Source organism: Serratia sp. CY40230 (assembly GCF_052168835.1).
GTDB lineage: Bacteria > Pseudomonadota > Gammaproteobacteria > Enterobacterales > Enterobacteriaceae > Serratia > Serratia nematodiphila.
This window is the reverse complement of record NZ_JBJNLX010000006.1, coordinates 255,534-279,397: the sequence shown is the minus strand read 5'-3', so window position 1 is coordinate 279,397 and position 23,864 is coordinate 255,534. Positions and strand designations below refer to the sequence as shown.

The 23,864-nt window shown below is 57.0% G+C and carries 21 protein-coding genes; 17 read left to right on the top strand and 4 right to left on the bottom strand.

The annotated features are described in order from the left end of the window. Position 1 precedes the first annotated feature (1 nt). From rbsA to kup, 3 genes are all read right to left on the bottom strand, one after another. Positions 2 to 1,507 carry a ribose ABC transporter ATP-binding protein RbsA gene (rbsA, locus tag ACJ8IJ_RS21515; protein WP_442518858.1) on the bottom strand — a complete coding sequence of 502 codons (1,506 nt, stop codon included), beginning with the start codon at positions 1,505 to 1,507 and terminating at the stop codon, positions 2 to 4. Positions 1,508 to 1,514: 7 nt separating this feature from the next. Further along, positions 1,515 to 1,934, bottom strand: a complete 420-nt coding sequence (rbsD, locus tag ACJ8IJ_RS21510; protein WP_442518859.1) for a D-ribose pyranase — start codon at positions 1,932 to 1,934, stop codon at positions 1,515 to 1,517. A gap of 170 nt (positions 1,935 to 2,104) precedes the next feature. Beyond that, entirely contained in the window at positions 2,105 to 3,973 is a 1,869-nt protein-coding gene (kup, locus tag ACJ8IJ_RS21505) for a low affinity potassium transporter Kup (RefSeq protein WP_015379467.1), read from the bottom strand. Between the two features lie 283 nt (positions 3,974 to 4,256). On the opposite strand from kup, the gene ravA reads away from it, so the two are divergent. After that, on the top strand, positions 4,257 to 5,765 hold the full coding sequence (gene ravA / locus ACJ8IJ_RS21500; protein ID WP_442518860.1) for an ATPase RavA: 1,509 nt from the start codon (positions 4,257 to 4,259) through the stop codon (positions 5,763 to 5,765). Between the two features lie 2 nt (positions 5,766 to 5,767). Further along, positions 5,768 to 7,231, top strand: coding sequence for an ATPase RavA stimulator ViaA (viaA, locus tag ACJ8IJ_RS21495; RefSeq protein ID WP_004933781.1), 1,464 nt, complete (start codon positions 5,768 to 5,770; stop codon positions 7,229 to 7,231). 6 nt (positions 7,232 to 7,237) lie between these two features. Here the strand turns inward: viaA and asnA are convergent, their stop codons facing one another. Continuing rightward, positions 7,238 to 8,230, bottom strand: a complete 993-nt coding sequence (gene asnA, locus ACJ8IJ_RS21490; protein WP_049207099.1) for an aspartate--ammonia ligase — start codon at positions 8,228 to 8,230, stop codon at positions 7,238 to 7,240. A gap of 155 nt (positions 8,231 to 8,385) precedes the next feature. Here asnA and asnC point away from each other — a divergent pair, with 155 nt between their 5' ends. From asnC to glmS, 15 genes are all read left to right on the top strand, one after another. After that, positions 8,386 to 8,847, top strand: a complete 462-nt coding sequence (asnC, locus tag ACJ8IJ_RS21485) for a transcriptional regulator AsnC (RefSeq protein WP_004933786.1) — start codon at positions 8,386 to 8,388, stop codon at positions 8,845 to 8,847. Positions 8,848 to 8,947: 100 nt separating this feature from the next. Further along, on the top strand, positions 8,948 to 9,388 hold the full coding sequence (gene mioC / locus ACJ8IJ_RS21480) for an FMN-binding protein MioC (protein ID WP_016929621.1): 441 nt from the start codon (positions 8,948 to 8,950) through the stop codon (positions 9,386 to 9,388). Between the two features lie 380 nt (positions 9,389 to 9,768). Next, a complete protein-coding gene (gene mnmG, locus ACJ8IJ_RS21475; protein ID WP_044030154.1) occupies positions 9,769 to 11,658 on the top strand; it encodes a tRNA uridine-5-carboxymethylaminomethyl(34) synthesis enzyme MnmG in 1,890 nt (629 codons plus the stop codon). Positions 11,659 to 11,796: 138 nt separating this feature from the next. After that, positions 11,797 to 12,417, top strand: coding sequence for a 16S rRNA (guanine(527)-N(7))-methyltransferase RsmG (rsmG, locus tag ACJ8IJ_RS21470; protein ID WP_442518861.1), 621 nt, complete (start codon positions 11,797 to 11,799; stop codon positions 12,415 to 12,417). A 639-nt stretch (positions 12,418 to 13,056) separates the two neighbouring features. Next, complete coding sequence (gene atpI / locus ACJ8IJ_RS21465) at positions 13,057 to 13,440, top strand: F0F1 ATP synthase subunit I (protein ID WP_004933796.1); 384 nt, start codon at positions 13,057 to 13,059, stop codon at positions 13,438 to 13,440. Positions 13,441 to 13,462: 22 nt separating this feature from the next. Then, a complete protein-coding gene (atpB, locus tag ACJ8IJ_RS21460; protein WP_015376132.1) occupies positions 13,463 to 14,242 on the top strand; it encodes a F0F1 ATP synthase subunit A in 780 nt (259 codons plus the stop codon). 49 nt (positions 14,243 to 14,291) lie between these two features. Next, a complete protein-coding gene (gene atpE, locus ACJ8IJ_RS21455) occupies positions 14,292 to 14,531 on the top strand; it encodes a F0F1 ATP synthase subunit C (protein ID WP_004093904.1) in 240 nt (79 codons plus the stop codon). Between the two features lie 57 nt (positions 14,532 to 14,588). Continuing rightward, positions 14,589 to 15,059 carry a F0F1 ATP synthase subunit B gene (atpF, locus tag ACJ8IJ_RS21450; RefSeq protein WP_004933804.1) on the top strand — a complete coding sequence of 157 codons (471 nt, stop codon included), beginning with the start codon at positions 14,589 to 14,591 and terminating at the stop codon, positions 15,057 to 15,059. A 14-nt stretch (positions 15,060 to 15,073) separates the two neighbouring features. Then, positions 15,074 to 15,607: a F0F1 ATP synthase subunit delta gene (atpH, locus tag ACJ8IJ_RS21445; RefSeq protein ID WP_004933806.1), complete on the top strand. Its 534-nt coding sequence runs from the start codon at positions 15,074 to 15,076 to the stop codon at positions 15,605 to 15,607. 12 nt (positions 15,608 to 15,619) lie between these two features. Continuing rightward, complete coding sequence (gene atpA / locus ACJ8IJ_RS21440; protein WP_004933808.1) at positions 15,620 to 17,161, top strand: F0F1 ATP synthase subunit alpha; 1,542 nt, start codon at positions 15,620 to 15,622, stop codon at positions 17,159 to 17,161. A 59-nt stretch (positions 17,162 to 17,220) separates the two neighbouring features. Then, a complete protein-coding gene (gene atpG / locus ACJ8IJ_RS21435) occupies positions 17,221 to 18,084 on the top strand; it encodes a F0F1 ATP synthase subunit gamma (protein ID WP_004933811.1) in 864 nt (287 codons plus the stop codon). A gap of 32 nt (positions 18,085 to 18,116) precedes the next feature. Further along, positions 18,117 to 19,499 (top strand): F0F1 ATP synthase subunit beta, encoded by a 1,383-nt coding sequence (gene atpD, locus ACJ8IJ_RS21430; protein WP_004933813.1) that lies wholly within the window; start codon positions 18,117 to 18,119, stop codon positions 19,497 to 19,499. A 20-nt stretch (positions 19,500 to 19,519) separates the two neighbouring features. Continuing rightward, on the top strand, positions 19,520 to 19,939 hold the full coding sequence (locus tag ACJ8IJ_RS21425) for a F0F1 ATP synthase subunit epsilon (protein ID WP_004933814.1): 420 nt from the start codon (positions 19,520 to 19,522) through the stop codon (positions 19,937 to 19,939). Between the two features lie 290 nt (positions 19,940 to 20,229). Then, entirely contained in the window at positions 20,230 to 21,603 is a 1,374-nt protein-coding gene (gene glmU / locus ACJ8IJ_RS21420; RefSeq protein WP_442518862.1) for a bifunctional UDP-N-acetylglucosamine diphosphorylase/glucosamine-1-phosphate N-acetyltransferase GlmU, read from the top strand. A 151-nt stretch (positions 21,604 to 21,754) separates the two neighbouring features. After that, positions 21,755 to 23,584 carry a glutamine--fructose-6-phosphate transaminase (isomerizing) gene (gene glmS / locus ACJ8IJ_RS21415; protein WP_004933817.1) on the top strand — a complete coding sequence of 610 codons (1,830 nt, stop codon included), beginning with the start codon at positions 21,755 to 21,757 and terminating at the stop codon, positions 23,582 to 23,584. Positions 23,585 to 23,864: the final 280 nt, after the last annotated feature.

The following is a 23,864-nucleotide window of genomic DNA, read 5'->3' as shown; positions in this document are numbered from 1 at the left end:
ATTACTCCTGCTTTACGCCGTATTGCTTGCCGACGGCTGCCGCCATCAACGCTTCCTGGGTGGCCTGTTCAATCGGGAACTCGCCGCTGAGATGCCCTTCGTGCATCACCAGAATGCGATCGCTCATGCCCATCACCTCCGGCATTTCCGAAGACACCAGAATGATGCTCAGCCCTTCCTGCTTGAACTGGTTGATTAACTGATAGATCTCTTTTTTGGCGCCGACATCGACGCCGCGCGTCGGCTCATCGAGGATCAGCACCTTCGGCCGGGTCATCAGGCCGCGGGCGATCGCCACTTTTTGCTGATTACCGCCGGAAAGCAGACCTATCGGCTGCTCCATCGACGGCGTTTTGATATTGAACAGCCGGATGAAATCCCCCACCGCCTGCCGCTCGTCGGCCTGTTTCAGGCTGCCGTCGGCGCGGCTGAAGTAGCGCAGCGCGGTCAGAGACATGTTTTCCTTTACCGACATGCCCAGCACCAGGCCGTCGCGCTTACGGTCTTCCGAGATATAGACGATGCCGTTCGCCAACCCGTCCTGCGGCGAATGAGTGACCACCTCGCGGCCGTCCAGGTTGACGGTGCCGGCCTTGCGCGGCGCGGCGCCGTACAGGATCTTCATCAATTCGGTGCGCCCGGCGCCCATCAGCCCGGCCACGCCGAGGATCTCGCCGCGGTACAGCGTAAAGCTGACGTCTTCAACGCCGGGGCCGGAAAGATGACTGACTTCCAGCCGCTTTTCACCACGCGGCAAATCCAGGCGCGGATATTGTTCTTCCAGCTTGCGGCCGACCATCATCTCAATCAGCGAATCTTCCTGCAGCTCGCTCACCGGCCGCTCGGCGATAAACTGCCCGTCGCGGAACACGGTCACGTCGTCGCAGATTTCAAAGATCTCTTTCAGACGGTGCGAGATATAGACGATGCCGCGCCCTTCGGCCTTCAGCTCATTGATCACCTTGAACAGCGAGGCGGTTTCGGTGTCGGTCAGCGCATCGGTCGGTTCGTCCATGATGATCACTTTCGATTCGAAGCTCAGCACCTTGGCGATCTCCACCATCTGCTGATCGCCGATCGACAGCTCGCCCACCAGCCGGTAGCTGCTGTAGCGGAGATTGAGCCGCGCCAACAAGCGATCGGCCTCGGCGTACATGCGCTTCCAGTCAATGCGGCCGAAACGGTTGACGAACTCGCGGCCGAGGAAGATGTTTTCCGCAATCGTCAGCTGCGGGATCAGGTTCAGCTCCTGATGGATAATGCCGATGCCCGCTTCCTGCGAATCCTTGGGCCCGTTGAACGCCACCTCTTTACCGAGAAAATACTGGCTACCGGCGTCTTTCTGGTAGATGCCGGTCAGCACTTTCATCATGGTGGACTTCCCGGCGCCGTTTTCCCCCACCAGCGCCATCACCTTGCCGGGATAAACGCTGAGGGCGGCGCCGGAAAGCGCCTTCACGCCGGGAAAGGCTTTATCAATCCCTTTCAGTTGCAGTAAAGGTTGCATAAACGCCTCAGAAAGTTACGCCGGCGCACAGGATCACGTTCGCGTAAGGCGAACACTCCCCGCTGCGGATCACCGCCCGGCTGTGCTCGGTTTGCGCTTTAAACGCCTGATGGCTGATATAACGCACGCCGATGGTATTGCCCTGGCGTTGGCCCAGTGCGGTCAGTTCAGCCAACAATGCCTCGTGGAGCGACGGATTCTGTTTCACGATCTCTTCCGCCAGGATGGCGCTTTCTACCTGCATCTCTTGCGTGACCGCCGCGAACACCTGCATGAAAGTCGGCACGCCCTGCGTCAGCGCCAGATCGATGCGCTGCGTCGCCGCCGGTATCGGTAGGCCCGCATCGCACAGGGTGAGCTGGTCGGTATGCCCCAGCCGGGCAATCACGGCAGACACTTCGGAATTCAGTAATACGCCTTTTTTCATCTTCTCACTCCACCAGCGAAACGTTTCGCTCTTTGCGGGAGTTTAAAAAAACGGCAGGGGAAGGCAACCGGGACAATGCAGAAGTGTGATCGCTATCGAAACGTTTCGTTCGCGCACGGAGAAAGCGCAAACAAAAGGGGCTCAGCCATGCTGAGCCCCTGTCAGGCGGATTAGATCTCGACCTGCGTACCGAGTTCGATGACCCGGTTCGGCGGGATTTCGAACTGATCCGGCGCGCGCAGGGCATTGCGGCTCAGGGCGACGAACAGTTTGCCGCGCAGGTAGAGGTACCACGGCCGCTTGGTGAGGATCAGCGATTCATGGGACATGAAGAACGACGTCTCCGACATGCGGCACGGCAACCCTTCCAGCCCGCAGCGGTGGAACACCTCCTCGACGTTCGGCGTTTCGCGCCAGCCGTAGCTGGCCACCACCCGCCAGAAGGTCGGCGACAGCTGCTCGATGGTCACCCGGCGCACGTTGTGCACGTAAGGCGCATCCTCGGTGCGCAGCGTCAGCAGCACCACGCGCTCGTGCAGCACCTTGTTGTGCTTCAGGTTGTGCAACAGCGCAAAAGGAATGACGTTGGTGGCGCGCGACAAGAAGACCGCGGTGCCCGGCACCCGTACCGGCGGCGATTTCTCCAGCGAGGCAATCATCGCCTCCAGCGAGTTGCCGTGTTCATGCAGGCGGCGCAGCAGGCGGAAGCGCTCGCTCTTCCAGGTAGTCATAATGATGAACATCACCAGCGCCAGGGTCAGCGGTAACCAGCCGCCGGAGAACAGCTTCAGGGCGTTGGCGGAGAACATCGGCACGTCGATGATCAGCAAGATGGTTACGATGCCGATCGCCAGGAAGCGGTTCCAGTGCCAGTTATTAATCGCCACCGAAGTGACCAGAATGCTGGTCAGCACCATGGTGCCGGTGACGGCGATGCCGTACGCCGCCGCCAGGTTGCTAGAGTGCTCGAAGCCGATGATCACCAGCACCACCGAGATGTACAGCGTCCAGTTGATCACCGGAATGTAGATCTGGCCGGATTCCATTTCCGAGGTGTGAATGATGCGCATCGGCGACAGATAGCCCAGGCGCACCGCCTGGCGAGTCAGCGAGAAGACGCCGGAAATCACCGCCTGCGAAGCGATCACCGTCGCCAGGGTTGCCAGAATCAGCAGCGGGATCAGCGCCCAGTCAGGCGCCAGCAGGAAGAACGGGTTTTTGATCGCCTCCGGATTTTTCAGCAGCAGCGCCCCCTGGCCGAAGTAGTTGAGCACCAGCGAAGGCAGCACCACGGTGAACCAGGCCAGACGGATCGGGAACTTGCCGAAGTGCCCCATATCGGCATACAGCGCCTCGACGCCGGTGATCGACAGCACCACCGCACCTAACGCAAAGAACGATACCTTCTTATATTCCATAAAGAAGTTGAGCGCCCATTTGGGGTTCAGCGCCTGCAGCACTTCCGGGTTTGAAATGATGCTGCGCGCGCCCAGTACCGCCAACACGATAAACCACAGCAGCATCACCGGGGCGAACAGCTTGCCGACGCTGCCGGTGCCGTGCTTTTGAATGACGAACAGCAGCGTCAACACCAGAATGGAGAGCGGCACGATATAGGCATCGAGCGCAGGGGCGGCGATTTCCAACCCTTCTATCGCCGACATCACCGATATCGCCGGGGTGATCACCACCTCGCCATAGAAGAAGCTGCCGCCGATCAGGCCCAGTATCACCAGCACCGCCGTGGTGCGCGCCGAGGTATTGCGCCCGGCCAGCGACATCAGCGTCAGAATACCGCCCTCGCCGGCGTTGTCCGCGCGCATCACGTAGGTGAGATATTTGAGGGAAACGATCACGATCAGCATCCAGAAAATCAGCGACAGGAAGCCGAAAACCACGTCTGGACGCACGTCGAAGCCGTAATGGCCGGAGAAACACTCTCTCAGCGTATAGAGAGGGCTGGTGCCGATATCACCGTAGACCACGCCGATGGCAGCCAGGGTTACCGCCGATAGGGACTGCTTATGCTCTGCGCTCATAATTCGTTTCTTTATCAGAACATCCGTTAGCGATGCATCCGCATCAGGCAAAATACGGGCTCAAAGATCCGTCACGCCCACCAGAAAGCCGCACAGTATGCACCATTTATACCGCTTGCCTACCCTTATATCAGAGCCGAAAAATAAACAAAATGTGAACCGAATATCTGGCTTAACGTAGAAAAATATTACTAATCAACGGGCTATACCACTAAAAATAATGGTGGTTTATCATCGGATTATCGACCAAGATTGGCTAACTCTCGGACAATGCGACAATTATATGACGCCATCATCCCTTCTGGCAGAACGAATTTCCCGCCTCAGCAGCGCGCTGGAGAGCGGTCTTTATGAGCGGCAAGAGGCAATCCGTCTGTGCCTGCTGGCGGCGCTGAGCGGCGAAAGCGTATTCCTGCTCGGCCCGCCCGGCATCGCCAAGAGCCTGATCGCGCGCCGGCTGAAGTTTGCCTTCCGCAACGCCCGCTCCTTTGAATACCTGATGACGCGTTTTTCCACGCCGGAAGAGGTCTTCGGCCCGCTCTCTATCCAGGCGCTGAAAGATGAGGGGCGCTATCAGCGTCTGACCGCCGGCTATCTGCCGGAAGCGGAGATCGTGTTTCTGGACGAGATCTGGAAGGCCGGCCCGGCGATCCTCAACACCCTGCTGACGGCGATCAACGAACGCCGCTTTCGCAACGGCAACAGCGAAGAACCGATCCCGCTGCGCCTGCTGGTCACCGCCTCCAACGAACTGCCCGAAGCGGACAACAGCCTCGAAGCCTTATATGACCGCATGCTGATCCGCCTGTGGCTGGACAAGGTGCAGGATAAACAGAATTTCCGCTCGCTGCTGGTCAACCGCCAGAGCGAAAGCCAAAACCCGGTGCCGGCGTCGCTGAGCATCAGCGACGAAGAGTTTCTGCAGTGGCAACCGCAGATCGACAAAGTCGCGCTGCCGGAAACCTGTTTTGAGCTGATTTTCCAGCTGCGCCAGCGGCTGGACGCGCTGGAGCAGGCGCCATACGTCTCCGATCGGCGCTGGAAAAAAGCCCTGCGCCTGCTGCAAGCCTGCGCCTTCTTCAGCGGGCGCGACGCCATCGCCCCGCTCGATCTGATGTTGTTGAAAGACTGCCTGTGGCACGATCTCACCTCGCTGAAACTGCTGCAACAGCAGATAGATCAGCTGCTGACCGAGTCGGCCTATCAGCAGCAGTCGATGCTGATCCAGTTGCAACAGATCCACACCCGCTGGCTGCAGGACCAGCAGCAACAAAGCGACCGGCAGGCCATCAGCCTGGTGAAAAAAGGCGGCATGTTCAGCCGCAAACCGCAATACGCGCCGGCCACGCCGTTCGCCGGCGGCACCCTCACTCTGCTGTTGCAAAAGCCGCTGCAGTTGCATGACATTCAGGTCAACCATCTGAGCATCGAAAGCAGCGCGCTGGACAACTGGCTGCAAAAAGGCGGCGACGTGCGCGCCAAGCTGAACGGCATCGGCTTTGCGCAGCCGATCGACCTGGAAGTGGATGACCAACTGCACCTCACGGTGTTGGACGTCAGCCGCCAGCCGTCATTACTGGCGCTGCCGGGCAAACAGGCCACCGCCACGCCGCAGGCGCTGCTGGATGAAATGGACGCATTGGCCCAGCGCCTGGCGGAGCAACGCCGCGCCTTCAGCCAACATCAGCCCTGTCTGTTCACCCCCGCCGCCGGCCTGGCCAAGATCGAAGCCAGTCTGCTGCAGGTCGCGGAACAGGTTAAACAGCAACTGCAGCAAATGCGCGGCCAGTAACCATGCTCAGTCTGGAGACGCTCGATCTGCTGCTGGCGATCACCGAAGGCGAGATGATCGAGGAGATGATCGTCGGCATGCTGGCGGCGCCGCAGCTGTCGGTATTCTTTAAAAAGTTTCCGGCCCTTCGCCGGGCGCTGGATCGCGATCTGCCGCGTTGGAAGCTGCAGCTCAAGGAGCGTCTGCAGGAGGCGATGGTGCCGCCGGCGCTGGCGCAGGAATTCTATCGCTACCAGCAGTGCCAGCTGGAGAACAACACCCAGTTTTATCACAACCTCAACGACACCATGGAGCTGCTGCGCCAGCTGGTCTCACCGTTTTATGAACAGGCGCGCGCGCTGGTGGACGCCGCCGATCTGCCCAATCATCCGCTGGACGACAGCTTTCAAACGCTGTTTCTGCAGCGCTGGCGCATCAGCCTGACGCTGCAGGCCACCATGCTGCACCACCAACTGCTGGAACAAGAGCGCGAGCAGCTGATGGCGGAACTGCAGGAGCGGTTGGCGCTGAGCGGCGCGCTGGAACCGCTGCTGTCGGAAAACGACACCGCCGCCGGCAGGCTGTGGGACATGAGCAAAGGCCAGCTGCAGCGTGGCGATTATCAGCGGCTGGTGGAGTACGGCAACTTTTTGCAGCAGCAGCCGGAGCTGAAAAAACTGGCGCAACAGCTGGGCCGCAGCTATCAGGCCAAGGCGGTGCAGCAACAGGACGCGCAGCCGGAGCCGTTCAGGGTCATGGTGCAGGTGCCGGCCACGCTGCCGGAAGAAGTGAGCGGCATTCATCAAAGCGACGACATTCTGCGCCTGCTGCCGCCGGAGCTGGCGACGCTGGGGATTGAAGAGCTGGAATTCGAGTTTTATCGCCGCCTGTTGGAAAAGCGGCTGCTGAGCTACCGTCTGCAGGGCGACGTCTGGCAGGAACAGATCCTGATCCGCCAGGTCACTCACCAGCAGCAGGATCAACAGCCGCGCGGGCCGTTTATCGTCTGCGTGGACACCTCCGGATCGATGGGCGGTTTCAACGAACAGTGCGCCAAGGCGTTCTGTCTGGCGCTGCTGCGCATTGCGCTGGCGGACAACCGCCGCTGCTATATCATGCTGTTCGCCAACCAGATCGTGCATTACGAACTCACCGCCGCCAGCGGCATCGAGCAGGCAGTGCGCTTTCTCGGCCAGCAGTTTCGTGGCGGCACCGATCTGGCGGCCTGCCTGAACGCCACCGTCACCAAAATGGCGGAGAGCGGCTGGTTCGACGCCGATGCGGTGATCATTTCCGATTTTATTGCCCAGCGGTTGCCGGAGGAGGTAATAAAGAAGGTGAAACAGCAGCAGCAAAGCCACCAGCAGCGTTTCCACGCGGTGGCGATGTCCGCTTACGGCAAACCCGGCATCATGCGCATCTTCGATCATATCTGGCGCTTTGATACCGGGCTGAAAAGCCGTTTGATGCGCCGCTGGCGGCGCTAGGCGGAATCAGAGCAGGCCTTCGACCGCGCCGCGCACTTCCGGCGACCACACGCCGCATTGCACCTGGCCGATATGCGACAGTTGCAGCAACAACATCACCAGACGCGACTGACCGATGCCGCCGCCGATGGTCTGCGGCATATCGCCGCGCAGCAACGACTGGTGCCATTCCAGCTTCATGCGCTCTTCATCGCCGGTCAGCGCCAGCTGGTGTTTCAGCGCGGCGGCGTCAACGCGGATCCCCATGGAGGACAGCTCGAAAGCGTCCTGCAGCACCGGGTTCCACACCACGATATCGCCGTTCAGGCCCGCCAGGCCATCCGCCGTCGGCGTGGTCCAGTCATCATAATCCGGCGCCCGCACATCGTGCGATTTACCGTGTGACAGCTTGCCGCCGATGCCAATCAGGAACACTGCGCCCAATTCTTTGGCGATCGCCCGCTCACGCCCCTTGGCGTCCAGATCAGGGTAGCGCTGCAGCAGGGTTTCGCTGTGCACGAAGTGGATCTGTTCCGGCAGGAACGGGGTCAGGCCATGCTCGCGGCTGACTTCCGCCTCCGTCGCCTTGATCGCAGCGTAAATGCTGCGCACGGTACTTTTCAGATAGTCCAGACCGCGCTCACCGTCGCCCATCACCCGCTCCCAGTCCCACTGATCGACGTACACCGAGTGGATAGGCGTCAGGCGGTCTTCATCCGGGCGCAGCGCCTTCATATGGGTATACAGGCCTTCGCCGGCACCGAAATCGTAGCTGCCCAGGGTTTTGCGTTTCCATTTCGCCAGCGAATGCACCACTTCGAAGGTGGCGTCCGGCAAGGTTTTGACTTTGACCTGCACCGCTTTCTCGCTGCCGGAAAGGTTATCCTGCGTGCCGTCGCCCAGGCGGCTAAGGATCGGGGCTTGCACTTCGATCAGACCGAGCTGTTGCTCCAGCTGGCGGGAGAAGAAGGATTTGACCTGGCTGATTTGTTGTTGTTTTTGGATAAACTGTTTTTTCATTGCCGTATCTCTTGTAAACCTGTCTCTGTTGCCATCGATTAAGCAACAAAACGATACTCCAATTCAATATCCGTTAATCAATATTGCCTTTTCACTTTTAATCGTTCATTTTTACCCGGACAGAATTCAACAATCGTTAATTAATGGGGGATTAAATGGCGGAAATTTATCAGATCGATAATCTCGATCGCGGCATCCTCAACGCCCTGATGGACAATGCGCGCACACCGTACGCCGAACTGGCGAAAAACTTCGCCGTCAGCCCCGGCACCATTCACGTGCGGGTGGAGAAGATGAAGCAGGCCGGGATCATCACCGGCGCGCGCATCGACGTCAGCCCCAAACAGCTGGGCTACGACGTGTGCTGCTTTATCGGCATCATATTAAAGAGCGCCAAGGATTACCCTTCGGCGCTGAAGAAGCTGGAAAGCCTGGAAGAAGTGGTGGAAGCCTATTACACCACCGGCCACTACAGCGTCTTTATTAAGGTAATGTGCCGATCGATCGACGCGTTGCAACAGGTACTTATCAACAAGATCCAGACCATCGACGAGATCCAGTCCACCGAAACGCTGATCTCGCTGCAGAACCCCATTATGCGCACCATCGTGCCGTAACCCGCCAAATTGCATACCCACATTATCCACAGGTAGATCCCAGCCGATTCACAGCGTACAATGCAGCCACTTTGAGTGAGAAGGTTGGGATCGTTGGTTCATGGCAGACATTACTCTGATCAGTGGCAGTACGCTTGGCAGCGCCGAATACGTGGCTGAACATTTGGCTGAAAAGCTGGAAGACGCGGGTTTCTCTACCGAGATGCTGCACGGCCCTGAACTGGATGAACTGCCGTTGACCGGCCGCTGGCTGGTGGTCTCTTCCACGCACGGCGCCGGCGAACTACCAGATAACCTTCAACCGCTGCTGGAACAGATCGCTGAGCAGCAGCCGGATCTTTCCGAGGTGCAGTTCGGCGCCGTCGGTTTGGGCAGTTCGGAATACGACACCTTCTGCGGCGCGATCAAACAGATCGACGATCTGTTGATCGCCAGAGGCGCTAAAAGGATCGGCGATCGTCTCGAGATCGACGTAACCGAGCATGAAATTCCCGAGGATCCGGCCGAGGAATGGGTAAAAAACTGGATTAATTTACTCTAATTCGTCTAAAGATCGCGCGAACGATTGTGGATAACTAAGCTTAAAAGCAGGGTAAAAGCCGTAGTTATCCCAATAACAACCGTAGAGCGCTTTTTGTCCTGTGTATAACAAGCCTTTTAGATCCCAGCTTATCTGCGTCGGGATCACCGATCATTCACAGCAAACGATCCTCCTTAATCTGCTGATCTTCATCGTGAATAGTCACTTATCCACAGAGGATCGCGATCCTAATAAGAGATCTAATAAAGAGATCTTTAAATAAAAAAGATCTTCTTTTAATTACCGACGATCCTGACCACTTGGTCGATCGTCTAAACTTGAGTAGAATCCCCGACCCCAGGGCAAATACGATCGTTCGCAATACGGCGAGGTGCAGTTCCATGTTTTATCCAGATCAATTTGACGTCATCATCATCGGTGGTGGCCATGCAGGTACCGAGGCCGCCATGGCCGCGGCGCGCATGGGACGTCAGACTTTATTATTGACACACAATATCGACACGCTGGGACAGATGTCCTGTAACCCGGCGATTGGCGGTATTGGTAAAGGGCATCTGGTTAAGGAAATTGATGCACTCGGCGGCCTGATGGCGACAGCGATCGACCACGCCGGCATACAGTTTAGGATACTAAACGCCAGCAAAGGCCCTGCTGTTCGCGCCACTCGCGCTCAGGCGGATCGCGTACTGTATCGCCAGGCGATCCGTACCGCGCTGGAGAATCAGCCCAATCTGATGATCTTCCAACAGCCGGTTGAGGATCTGATCGTCGAAAACGATCGCGTCGTGGGCGCCGTCACCCAAATGGGCCTGAAATTCCGCGCCAAGGCGGTGGTATTGACCGTAGGCACCTTCCTGGACGGCAAGATCCATATCGGCCTGGAAAATTACAGCGGCGGCCGCGCCGGGGATCCTCCTTCGATCTCGCTGTCGCAGCGTTTGCGTGAACTGCCGCTGCGCGTTAACCGCTTGAAAACCGGTACGCCGCCGCGTATCGACGCCCGCACTATCGATTTCAGCGTATTGGCACCTCAACACGGCGATACGCCGGTGCCGGTATTCTCGTTCCTGGGCGATGCCAGCCAGCACCCGGAACAAATGGCGTGCTACATCACCCACACCAATGAAAAAACCCATGACGTGATCCGCAATAACCTCGATCGCAGCCCGATGTATGCCGGGATCATCGAAGGGATCGGCCCACGTTACTGTCCGTCGATCGAAGACAAGGTCATGCGTTTTGCCGATCGCAACGCGCACCAGATCTTCCTTGAGCCGGAAGGCCTGACCAGCAACGAGATTTACCCTAACGGGATCTCCACCAGCTTGCCGTTCGACGTGCAGATGCAGATCGTCCGTTCAATGGAAGGGATGCAGAACGCGCGTATTATTCGCCCTGGTTATGCCATCGAGTACGATTTCTTCGATCCACGCGATCTGAAACCGACGCTGGAAAGCAAATTTATTCAGGGCCTGTTCTTCGCCGGCCAGATCAACGGCACCACCGGCTATGAAGAAGCCGCCGCACAGGGGTTACTGGCCGGTCTGAACGCCGGGCGCTTCGCCGATGAACAAGAGGGCTGGGCGCCACGTCGCGATCAGGCCTACCTCGGCGTGCTGGTGGACGATCTCAGCACCCTCGGCACCAAAGAACCGTACCGCATGTTTACCTCACGCGCCGAGTATCGTCTGATGCTGCGCGAAGACAACGCCGATCTCCGCCTGACGGAAAAAGGCCGTGAACTCGGTCTGGTGGACGACGTGCGCTGGGCGCGTTACAGCGAGAAGCTGGAGCGAATCGAACGTGAACGTCAACGCCTGCGCGACATCTGGATGCATCCGCACGCCGAGAACGTCGAACAGGTCAATGCGTTGCTGAAAGCGCCGCTGTCGCGTGAAGCGAACGGCGAAGAGTTGCTGCGCCGTCCTGAGATGGATTACGCGCAGTTGACCGGCATCGACGCCTTCGCGCCGCCGTTGGACGACGTACAAGCCGCCGAGCAGGTCGAGATCCAGGTCAAATACGAAGGCTACATCGCTCGCCAGCAGGAAGAGATCGAAAAACAACAGCGCAACGAGAATACCGTGCTGCCGCTGGATCTTGACTACCGTCAGGTTTCGGGACTGTCGAACGAAGTGATCGCCAAGCTGAACGATCACAAACCGAACTCCATCGGCCAGGCTTCGCGCATCTCCGGCATTACACCGGCGGCGATCTCGATTTTGCTGATCTGGCTGAAAAAGCAGGGACTGCTGCGCCGCAGCGCATAAATCCCGCATCCAGGCGGCCGTTTGCTCAACCCGTAGCCAAACGGCCGCTGACATCACTTGCGCCCTGAATTATCATAGTCGCCTCATTGCGCCAGCTAACCATCCGCTGGTCGTTCAGCGCCTGCCAGAGGATCCGTTGTGCAAAAAAAATTAGACTCGCTGCTCGCGGCAGCAGGCATTGAGCTGCCCGATCAGCAGAAACAGCAGCTGCTGGGCTATGTCGGCATGCTGGATAAGTGGAACAAGGCTTATAACCTCACGTCGGTGCGCGATCCGCAGCAAATGCTGGTGCGCCACATCCTCGACAGTATTGTGGTCAATCCGCATCTGCAGGGCTCGCGTTTTATCGATGTCGGCACCGGCCCCGGCTTGCCGGGCATTCCGCTGGCGATTGTGCGCCCGGACGCGTATTTCACGCTGCTCGACAGCCTGGGCAAGCGCGTGCGTTTCCTGCGCCAGGTGCAGCATGAGCTGGGCCTGAACAATATCGAGCCGGTGCAGAGCCGCGTCGAAGCGTTTCCGGCCGAGCCACCGTTCGATGGCGTGATCAGCCGGGCATTCGCTTCGCTGCAGGATATGCTGTCCTGGTGCCATCATCTGCCGGCGAAAGGGCAGGGGCGTTTTTACGCGTTGAAAGGCGTGCGCCCGGATGAAGAACTGACGCAGCTGCCGGCTGGCGTTAGCCTGGAGTCTATCGTGCGGCTGCAGGTGCCTGAACTGGAAGGCGAACGTCATCTGGTGATTCTTAAGGCAAACTGAGTTTGCTTTTGATCAAACAAGCGTGAATTAAAGGTCGTACCCAGTAGAAAGGTAAGCAGGCTAATTAGTTGGTCGCTTTTTTTAGTTAATTTACTTTCTATTAACACAAAAAACGCGGCTAATTAGCGACAATAGAGTAATTGCATTTAGAAATAGTCACGTTAGCAATCATGTGCGAAAGATTGGCGTTTGCTGCTAATGTTAATTGGCTGTTGGAATATTGCCCCGCTGCTTGTCAATAAAAGGTTTTCATCGGGTATACGGATTGTTTTTGAACAGTTAACTAGTAATGTTTTGATTTATATAATTTTTTGATCGCTCAAATTGCTAAAGACGGTTTGGTTGACCATCGGCTATAAATCAGGAAGGGACATTACTGTGATCGGCTTCGCGTTTCTAAACGCAACGCTGGAATAATCAGACAATTAAATGCGCCCTATTATTCCGACCGTTTTCTTGTGAAAATAGGCTGGAATAGGGAAATTTAAATAATTGTTCACCTTTTCGCTACTTATCGATTGAATTCGTTGGTATGCCCCGTATAATTTGCTCGTTTTTTGCTGCTTGACTCAGGACAGCAAAAACAGTTGTATACGTCACTCAGCATACCCCCTCTGGGGTACGGAGAGAACAAACGTCATGTCTGTGTCCCTTTACAGCGGGAAAGTCGCACGCAAACTGCTGTTTTTGCAGTTAATGACTTTTGTTCTGATCAGCGTTGCTTTCTGGCTGAAAAGCCCGGAATGGAGCGCTTCGGCGTTGGCAGGCGGTCTCGCCGCCTGGTTGCCGAGTGCAATGTTTATGCTGTTTGCCTTGCGCCATCAGGCGCAAACGCCGGCGCCCGGTAGGGTTGCCTGGTCGTTCGCCATCGGCGAGGGGCTAAAGGTCGTGATCACCATCGTTTTGCTGATCGTGGCGCTGGGGGTGTTCAAGGCGGAGTTTATACCGCTTGGCCTGACCTATTTAGCGGTGTTAGTGGTGCAGATAGTGGCACCGGCCGTGATTAACAGTTACCGAACTTAACTAAATAAGGGTAAGAGGCATCATGTCTGCAGGAGAAGTCTTGACTCCACAGGAGTATATCGGTCACCACCTGACGCAGCTTCAGGTCGGGACTGGGTTCTGGTCGATCAACATCGACTCGATGTTTTTCTCCGTCGTCCTCGGGGCGCTTTTCCTGGTGATCTTCCGCAAAGTGGCCAAAAACGCCACCAGCGGCGTGCCGGGTAAACTGCAAACCGCCGTGGAGCTGGTGGTCGGTTTCGTCGACAGCAGCGTGCGCGACATGTACCACGGCAAGAGCAAGGTGATTGCGCCGCTGGCGCTGACCGTGTTCGTCTGGGTGTTCCTGATGAACTTGATGGACCTGCTGCCCATCGACTTCCTGCCTTATGTTGGCGAACACATCCTCGGCCTGCCTGCGCTGCGCGTGGTGCCTACCGCCGATGTGAACGTCACGCTGTCGATGGCGCTGGGCGTGTTTATCCTGATTCTGTTCTATAGCATCAAAATGAAAGGCGTTGGCGGGTTTGTTAAAGAGTTGACCATGCAGCCGTTCAACCACCCTGTATTCATTCCTATCAACCTGATTCTTGAAGGTGTCAGCCTGCTGTCCAAACCTGTTTCACTGGGTCTGCGACTGTTCGGCAACATGTATGCGGGTGAGTTGATCTTCATCCTGATTGCCGGCCTGTTGCCGTGGTGGTCACAGTGGGTCCTGAGCTTGCCTTGGGCTATCTTCCACATCCTGATCATTACGCTTCAAGCCTTTATTTTCATGGTTCTGACGATCGTCTATCTGTCGATGGCGTCTGAAGAGCACTGATTTTCTTAAAACACTTGCACTTTTAAACTGAAACAAACTGGAGACTGTCATGGAAAACCTGAGTATGGATCTGCTGTACATGGCTGCCGCTGTGATGATGGGTTTAGCGGCAATCGGTGCTGCGATCGGTATCGGCATCCTGGGTGGTAAATTCTTGGAAGGCGCTGCTCGTCAGCCTGACCTGATTCCTCTGCTGCGTACACAGTTCTTTATCGTTATGGGTCTGGTCGACGCCATCCCGATGATCGCTGTAGGTCTGGGTCTGTACGTGATGTTCGCCGTCGCGTAAGTAGAGCAACCCTCTACGACGTAACCAAACTATTAACTTTTAAAGAGGCATTGTGCTGTGAATCTTAACGCAACAATCCTCGGCCAGGCCATCGCGTTCGTTCTGTTTGTCTGGTTCTGCATGAAGTACGTATGGCCGCCGATCATGGCTGCCATCGAGAAGCGTCAGAAAGAAATCGCTGACGGCCTCGCTTCTGCAGAGCGTGCCAAAAAAGATCTGGACTTAGCGCAAGCCAATGCGACCGACCAGCTGAAAACTGCCAAAGCAGAAGCTCAGGTGATCATCGAGCAAGCGAACAAACGCAAAGCTCAGATCATGGATGAAGCGAAAGCCGAAGCCGAGCAGGAACGTAACAAAATCGTGGCGCAGGCTCAGGCTGAGATCGAAGCCGAACGTAAGCGCGCTCGTGAAGAGTTGCGTAAGCAAGTCGCGATGCTGGCAATTGCCGGCGCCGAGAAGATCATCGAACGTTCCGTGGATGAAGCTGCTAACAGCGACATCGTTGATAAACTGGTCGCTGAACTGTAAGGAGGGAGGGGCTGATGTCTGAATTTGTAACTGTAGCTCGCCCCTACGCCAAAGCAGCTTTTGACTTTGCCGTTGAGCACCAAAGCGTAGAGCGCTGGCAGGAAATGCTGGCGTTTGCGGCTGAAGTCACTCGCAATGAACAGATTTCTGAACTGCTGTCTGGCGCGGTTGCGCCAGAAACGCTGTCCAAGACGTTCATCGCGGTTTGTGGCGATCGGCTCGACGAACATGGCCAGAACTTTATCCGTGTAATGGCCGAAAATGGACGTTTACTGGTTCTTCCTGCCGTGCTGCAGCAGTTCATCGAACTGCGCGCCTCGCTGGAATCCACCGTCGAAGTCGAAGTGCTCTCTGCGAGCGCGCTGAACGACGAACAGCAGGCGAAAATCGCCGCTGCGATGGAAAAACGTCTGTCACGCAAAGTTAAGCTGAATTGCAAAATTGACAAGTCTGTACTGGCCGGCATCGTTGTTCGCGCCGGCGATATGGTGATTGATGGCAGCGTTCGCGGTCGTCTTGAACGCCTGACAGACGTCTTGCAGTCTTAAGGGGACTGGAGCATGCAACTGAATTCCACCGAAATCAGCGAACTGATCAAGCAGCGCATTGCTCAGTTCAATGTAGTGAGCGAAGCTCACAATGAAGGTACTATCGTTTCCGTCAGTGACGGGATCATCCGCGTACACGGCCTGGCCGAAGTTATGCAGGGCGAAATGATCGCGCTGCCTGGCAACCGTTACGCAATCGCATTGAACCTGGAGCGCGACTCCGTTGGTGCCGTGGTCATGGGTCCGTACGCGGATCTGGCCGAAGGCATGAAGGTGAAATGCACCGGCCGTATCCTGGAAGTTCCTGTCGGTCGTGGTCTGCTGGGCCGCGTCGTTAACACCCTGGGCGCACCAATCGACGGCAAAGGCCCGATTGAGAACGACGGCTTCTCTCCGGTAGAAGCTATCGCGCCAGGCGTTATCGAGCGTCAGTCCGTTGATCAGCCGGTTCAGACTGGCTACAAATCCGTTGACGCCATGATTCCAATCGGCCGTGGCCAGCGTGAGCTGGTGATCGGTGACCGTCAGACCGGTAAAACCGCGCTGGCGATCGATGCGATCATCAACCAACGCGACTCCGGCATCAAATGTGTTTACGTGGCTATCGGCCAGAAAGCGTCTACCATCGCTAACGTGGTGCGCAAACTGGAAGAGCACGGCGCACTGGCCAACACCATCGTAGTGGTGGCGACCGCTTCCGAATCCGCTGCACTGCAATACCTGGCGCCATACGCCGGTTGCGCAATGGGCGAATACTTCCGTGACCGCGGTGAAGACGCGCTGATCGTGTACGATGACCTGTCCAAACAGGCCGTTGCTTACCGCCAGATTTCCCTGCTGCTTCGTCGTCCGCCAGGTCGTGAAGCTTACCCAGGCGACGTATTCTACCTGCACTCCCGCTTGCTGGAGCGCGCAGCGCGCGTCAACGCCGAATACGTTGAAGCCTTCACCAAAGGTGAAGTTAAAGGCCAAACCGGTTCACTGACCGCTCTGCCGATCATTGAAACCCAGGCGGGTGACGTTTCCGCGTTCGTTCCGACCAACGTAATCTCGATTACCGATGGTCAGATCTTCCTGGAATCCAACCTGTTCAACTCCGGTATTCGTCCGGCAGTTAACCCGGGTATCTCCGTATCCCGTGTTGGTGGCGCCGCGCAGACCAAGATCATGAAGAAACTGTCCGGTGGTATCCGTACCGCGCTGGCGCAGTATCGTGAACTGGCTGCGTTCTCCCAGTTCGCCTCCGATCTGGACGACGCGACCCGCAAACAGCTGAGCCACGGTCAGAAAGTGACCGAGCTGCTGAAACAGAAACAGTATGCGCCGATGTCGGTTGCACAACAGTCTCTGGTGCTGTTTGCCGCAGAACGCGGTTACCTGAACGACGTCGAAGTCGCCAAAGTGGTGAGCTTCGAAGCCGCGCTGGTCGCCTATGCGGACCGCGAGCACGCCGAACTGCTGAACCACATCAACCAAACTGGCAACTTCAATGATGAGATCGAGGGCAAGTTGAAAGACATCCTCGAGACCTTCAAGAAAACCCAGTCCTGGTAACGCCGAACGGTCCTGCTGTTGAAAGACAGCAGGCCGTCTGGCACTGAGGAGAAGCAGAGATGGCCGGCGCAAAAGAGATACGTAGTAAGATCGCTAGCGTGCAAAACACGCAAAAGATCACTAAAGCGATGGAAATGGTCGCCGCCTCCAAAATGCGTAAATCGCAGGATCGCATGGCGGCCAGCCGTCCTTATGCAGAGACCATGCGCAAAGTGATTGGTCACCTTGCGTTAGGGAATCTGGAGTACAAGCACCCGTACCTGGATGAGCGTGACGTTAAGCGCGTCGGGTATCTGGTGGTGTCTACTGACCGTGGTCTCTGCGGCGGCTTGAACATCAACCTGTTCAAAAAGCTGCTGGCGGAGATGAAAGCCTGGTCCGAAAAAGGCGTCGAAACCGATTTGGCGCTGATTGGCTCTAAAGCGGCCTCTTTCTTTGGTTCCGTGGGCGGCAACGTGGTTGCCCAGGTGACCGGCATGGGGGACAAACCTTCCCTGTCGGATCTGATCGGGCCGGTGAAAGTGATGCTGCAGGCCTACGACGAAGGTCGTTTGGACAAGCTGTACATTGTCAGCAACAAATTTGTTAATACGATGTCCCAAGAGCCGCAGGTGCTTCAGCTGCTGCCGTTACCGCCAGCCGATGACGAAGAGCTGAAGAAAACGCCTTGGGATTACCTGTATGAACCCGATCCAAAAGTGCTGCTTGATACCTTGCTGCGCCGCTATGTGGAGTCGCAGGTTTATCAGGGCGTCGTGGAAAACCTGGCCAGCGAGCAGGCCGCACGAATGGTCGCGATGAAAGCCGCAACCGATAACGGCGGTAGCCTGATCAAAGAGCTGCAGTTGGTATACAACAAGGCGCGTCAGGCCAGCATCACTCAGGAACTCACCGAGATCGTTTCGGGAGCCTCCGCGGTTTAAGCTAGGTTTACGAATTACGTAGAGGATTCAAGATGGCTACTGGAAAGATTATCCAGGTAATCGGCGCCGTGGTGGACGTCGAGTTCCCTCAGGATGCCGTACCGAAAGTGTACGACGCCCTTGAGGTAGAAAACGGCACCGAAAAACTGGTGTTGGAAGTTCAGCAACAGCTGGGCGGTGGCGTGGTTCGCTGTATCGCAATGGGGACCTCCGACGGTCTGCGTCGCGGTCTGAAAGTGAACAACCTGGACCACCCGATTGAAGTGCCGGTGGGTAAAGCTACCCTGGGCCGTATCATGAACGTATTGGGTCAACCGATCGACATGAAAGGCGACATCGGCGAAGAAGAGCGCTGGGCGATTCACCGCGCGGCGCCAAGCTACGAAGAGCTGTCCAGCTCCCAGGAATTGCTGGAAACCGGTATCAAGGTAATGGACCTGATTTGTCCATTCGCCAAGGGCGGTAAAGTCGGTCTGTTCGGCGGTGCGGGCGTAGGTAAAACCGTAAACATGATGGAGCTGATCCGTAACATCGCGATCGAGCACTCCGGTTATTCCGTGTTTGCGGGCGTGGGCGAGCGTACTCGTGAGGGTAACGACTTCTACCACGAAATGACCGACTCCAACGTTCTGGACAAAGTATCCCTGGTTTACGGCCAGATGAACGAGCCACCAGGTAACCGTCTGCGCGTTGCGCTGACCGGTCTGACCATGGCGGAGAAATTCCGTGACGAAGGCCGTGACGTACTGCTGTTCGTTGACAACATCTACCGTTACACCCTGGCCGGTACCGAAGTGTCCGCACTTCTGGGCCGTATGCCATCCGCGGTAGGTTATCAGCCAACGCTGGCGGAAGAGATGGGCGTTCTGCAAGAACGTATCACCTCGACCAAGACCGGTTCCATCACTTCCGTACAGGCCGTTTACGTTCCTGCGGATGACTTGACTGACCCGTCACCAGCCACCACCTTTGCGCACTTGGACGCAACCGTGGTACTGAGCCGTAACATCGCTTCTCTGGGTATCTACCCGGCCGTTGACCCGCTGGATTCCACCAGCCGTCAGCTGGATCCGCTGGTTGTTGGCCAGGAGCACTACGACGTAGCGCGTGGCGTGCAGTCCATTCTGCAACGCTACCAGGAACTGAAAGATATCATCGCGATCCTGGGTATGGACGAGCTGTCTGAAGAAGACAAACTGGTCGTATCCCGTGCGCGTAAGATCCAACGTTTCCTGTCTCAGCCGTTCTTCGTGGCAGAAGTCTTCACCGGTTCTCCGGGCAAGTTCGTATCGCTGAAAGACACCATCCGTGGTTTCAAAGGCATTATGGACGGCGACTATGACCACCTGCCGGAGCAGGCGTTCTACATGGTTGGCACCATTGAAGAAGCAGTGGAAAAAGCCAAGAAACTGTAACGCCTTGAGAGGAGGGTGATATGGCTATGACTTACCATCTGGATGTAGTCAGCGCGGAAAAACAGATGTTTTCCGGCCTGGTGCAGAAGATCCAGGTGACAGGCAGCGAAGGTGAACTGGGGATCTTCCCTGGCCATGCGCCGCTGCTGACTGCCATCAAGCCTGGCATGGTGCGTATTGTTAAGCAGCACGGTGAAGAAGAGTTCATCTACCTGTCCGGCGGCATCCTCGAGGTGCAGCCGAGCGTGGTTACCGTGCTGGCGGACACTGCTATCCGTGGTACTGACCTCGACGAAGCGAGAGCGTTGGAAGCTAAGCGTAAAGCTGAAGAACACATTCGCAGCTCTCATGGCGATGTCGACTATGCTCAGGCATCCGCTGAACTGGCGAAAGCGATCGCAAAACTGCGCGTTATCGAGCTCACCAGAAAAGCGATGTAATGTTTGGGTGCCCGGCACCCAACTTTAAGAAAGCGGCCTATAGGGTCGCTTTTTTTTTACTTTAAAATAAGCATTTCAGCCCGGCGGGCGGTGTGGTGTATAACCGCTGATATCGGGAAATAAACGTCGCCGATCGCCGACAGTTTTTTCGCTCCGACGGCGAATTGGCCGTGATAGCGGCAGACCAAGGCCCACGCGGCCTGCGCCGGGTTCGTGCAGAGAAATATGTAGTAATATCGTCGCTAAACGGTTTTACTTTCGTCTATCAAAATGGAGTTATCAGGTTGCTTATGTCGAACAGTGCAATGAGCGTGGTCATCCTCGCCGCGGGCAAGGGAACACGCATGTATTCCGATCTTCCCAAGGTCTTACATCCGTTGGCCGGCAAGCCGATGGTGCAACACGTCATTGATGCCGCGATGAAACTGGGCGCGCAACAGGTTCATCTGGTATACGGCCACGGCGGCGATCTGTTGAAAAGCACGTTGACCGAAGGCGCGCTGAACTGGGTGCTGCAGGCCGAGCAACTGGGTACCGGCCATGCGATGCAGCAGGCCGCGCCGCACTTTGCCGACGATGAAGACGTGCTGATGCTGTACGGCGATGTGCCGTTAATCTCCGTGGATACGCTACAACGCCTGCTGGCGGCCAAGCCGCAGGGCGGCATCGGCCTGCTGACGGTCAAGCTGGACGATCCGAGCGGTTACGGCCGCATCGTGCGTGAGCAGGGCAACGTGGTGGGCATCGTCGAACACAAGGACGCCAGCGAGGCACAGCGCCAGATCAACGAGATCAATACCGGCATCCTGGTGGCGAACGGGCGCGATCTGAAGCGCTGGCTGGGAATGTTGAATAACGACAACGCACAGGGCGAGTTTTACATCACCGATATCATTGCGTTGGCCCATGCCGACGGCAAGAAAATCGAAGCCGTGCACCCGTCGCGTTTAAGTGAAGTGGAAGGTGTAAACAACCGTCTGCAGCTGGCGACTCTGGAGCGCGTATTCCAGTCGGAACAGTCTGAAAAGCTGCTGTTGGCCGGCGTGATGTTGTTGGATCCGGCGCGTTTCGATCTGCGTGGGGAACTTGTTCACGGCCGTGACATCACTATTGATGCGAATGTGATTATCGAAGGTCACGTCAAGCTGGGCGACCGGGTGAAAATCGGCGCCGGCTGTGTGCTGAAAAACTGCGTGATTGGCGATAACTGCGAGATCAGCCCTTACAGCGTGCTGGAAGACAGCGTGCTGGAAGCTGACTGCACGGTGGGGCCGTTCGCCCGCTTGCGCCCAGGCGCGGAGCTGGCGGAAGGGGCTCACGTCGGCAACTTCGTGGAAATGAAAAAGGCGCGTCTGGGCAAAGGCTCCAAGGCCGGCCACCTCAGCTACCTGGGCGATGCCGAAATCGGTGATGACGTGAATATCGGCGCCGGCACCATCACCTGTAACTACGATGGCGCCAACAAGCACAAAACGCTGATCGCCGACGGCGTATTCGTCGGTTCCGATACTCAGCTGGTGGCGCCGGTGTCGGTCGGCAAAGGATCCACCATCGCCGCCGGCACCACGGTAACGCGCGATATCGCCGAGAACGAACTGGTGCTGAGCCGCGTCAAGCAGGTGCACATTCAGGGTTGGCAACGTCCGGTGAAGAAGAAGTCATAGTGTGTTTTGCGTTGGGCTCCGTTCAGAGCCCAATACAAAACATAATAACCCCCACCATCTACAGGCTCGGGGGACGCACGGTAAAAACCGGCAAAAATCAGGTCAAGGCATCGAAAGCGTCCATGAAGGGCGTTCATTAGGAATATAACTGATGTGTGGAATTGTAGGCGCAGTAGCGCAACGTGATATCGCAGAAATCCTGTTGGAAGGTTTACGTCGTCTCGAGTACCGCGGTTATGACTCCGCTGGTCTGGCGGTGGTCGATGAAAAAGGCAACGTCAGTCGCCTGCGTCGCGTTGGCAAGGTACAAAAGCTGGCCGAAGCGGCGGAACAAACCGATCTGCACGGCGGTACCGGCATCGCTCACACCCGTTGGGCTACGCACGGTGAACCGACCGAAGCGAACGCGCACCCGCATGTTTCCGACTACATTACCGTGGTGCATAACGGCATCATCGAAAACCACGAGCCGCTACGCGAACTGCTGATTGAACGCGGTTACCGTTTCAGCTCTGAAACCGACACCGAAGTGATTGCGCACCTGGTGCACTGGGAACAACTGCAAGGCGGTACGCTGCTGGAAGTGGTTCAGCGCGTGATCCCGCAGCTGCGCGGCGCTTATGGCACCGTGGTGATGGACAGCCGCGATCCGAGCGTGCTGGTCGCGGCGCGTTCCGGCAGCCCGCTGGTTATCGGCCGCGGCGTCGGGGAAAACTTCATCGCTTCCGATCAGCTGGCGCTGCTGCCGGTCACCCGCCGCTTCATCTTCCTGGAAGAGGGCGACGTGGTGGAAGTGACTCGCCGCACCGTCAACATCTTCGACAAACAGGGCAACGCCATCGAGCGTCCTGAGATCGAATCCCAGGTGCAGTATGACGCCGGCGACAAGGGCGCTTATCGCCACTACATGCAAAAAGAGATTTACGAACAGCCGCTGGCGCTGAAAAACACCCTGGAAGGGCGTTTCAGTCATGGCCAAATCAACCTGAGTGAGCTGGGGCCGCACGCCGACGAGCTGCTCGCCAAGGTGCAGCACGTGCAGATTATCGCCTGTGGGACGTCTTACCACTCCGGTATGGTGGCGCGTTACTGGTTCGAAGCGCTGGCCGGCGTGCCATGCGATGTCGAGATCGCGTCCGAATTCCGTTACCGCAAATCGGCGGTGCGTCCGGGCAGCCTGATCATCACTCTGTCGCAGTCCGGCGAAACCGCCGACACCCTGGCGGCGCTGCGCCTGTCCAAAGAGCTGGGTTATCTCGGTTCGCTGGCCGTTTGTAACGTTGCCGGCTCTTCGCTGGTGCGCGAATCCGATCTGGCGCTGATGACCAAAGCCGGTACGGAAATCGGCGTAGCCTCGACCAAAGCCTTCACCACGCAGCTCACCGTGCTGTTGATGCTGGTGGCGCGCCTGGGCCGTCTGAAAGGCATGGCGGAAAGCGTGGAGCACGAGATCGTGCATGGTCTGCAGGCGCTGCCGGCGCGTATCGAGCAGATGCTGTCGATGGATAAAGAGATCGAAGCGCTGGCGGAAGGCTTCTCCGACAAGCACCATGCGCTGTTCCTCGGCCGCGGCGATCAGTATCCGATCGCCATGGAAGGGGCGCTGAAGCTGAAAGAGATCTCCTATATTCACGCTGAAGCTTATGCGGCGGGCGAGTTGAAACACGGCCCGCTGGCGCTGATCGACGCCGACATGCCGGTGATTGTGGTGGCGCCCAACAACGAATTGCTGGAAAAGCTGAAGTCCAACATTGAAGAAGTGCGCGCGCGCGGCGGCCAGCTGTACGTGTTCGCCGATCAGGACGCCGGCTTCGTCAGCAGCGAAGGCATGACCCTCATTCCTCTGCCGCACGTCGAGGAAATCGTTGCGCCGATCTTCTACACCGTGCCGTTGCAGCTGCTGTCTTACCACGTGGCGCTGATCAAGGGCACCGACGTTGACCAGCCGCGCAACCTGGCGAAGTCTGTCACCGTAGAGTAATTTGTCACAGGTAAACTGCAAAAGCCGGCCTTAGCGCCGGCTTTTTTCATGAGTGACCTTAAAGATGACAGCGCTGCCGTTTCGGTGATAAACGTTGTCATATTCAAGCGGATAGGCCGCGCCAAGCCGGTTTTTTATTGCTTGGGAAATGTGCTGTTTCACGGCTAACCTTCTGATTTACATACAAACAAACACCTATCAAATACGCTGTAATATAACTGTCATATTGCGTACATTTTTCTGTCACCAAACTGTCCTATTTTCCCTCCTGCAGCAATAC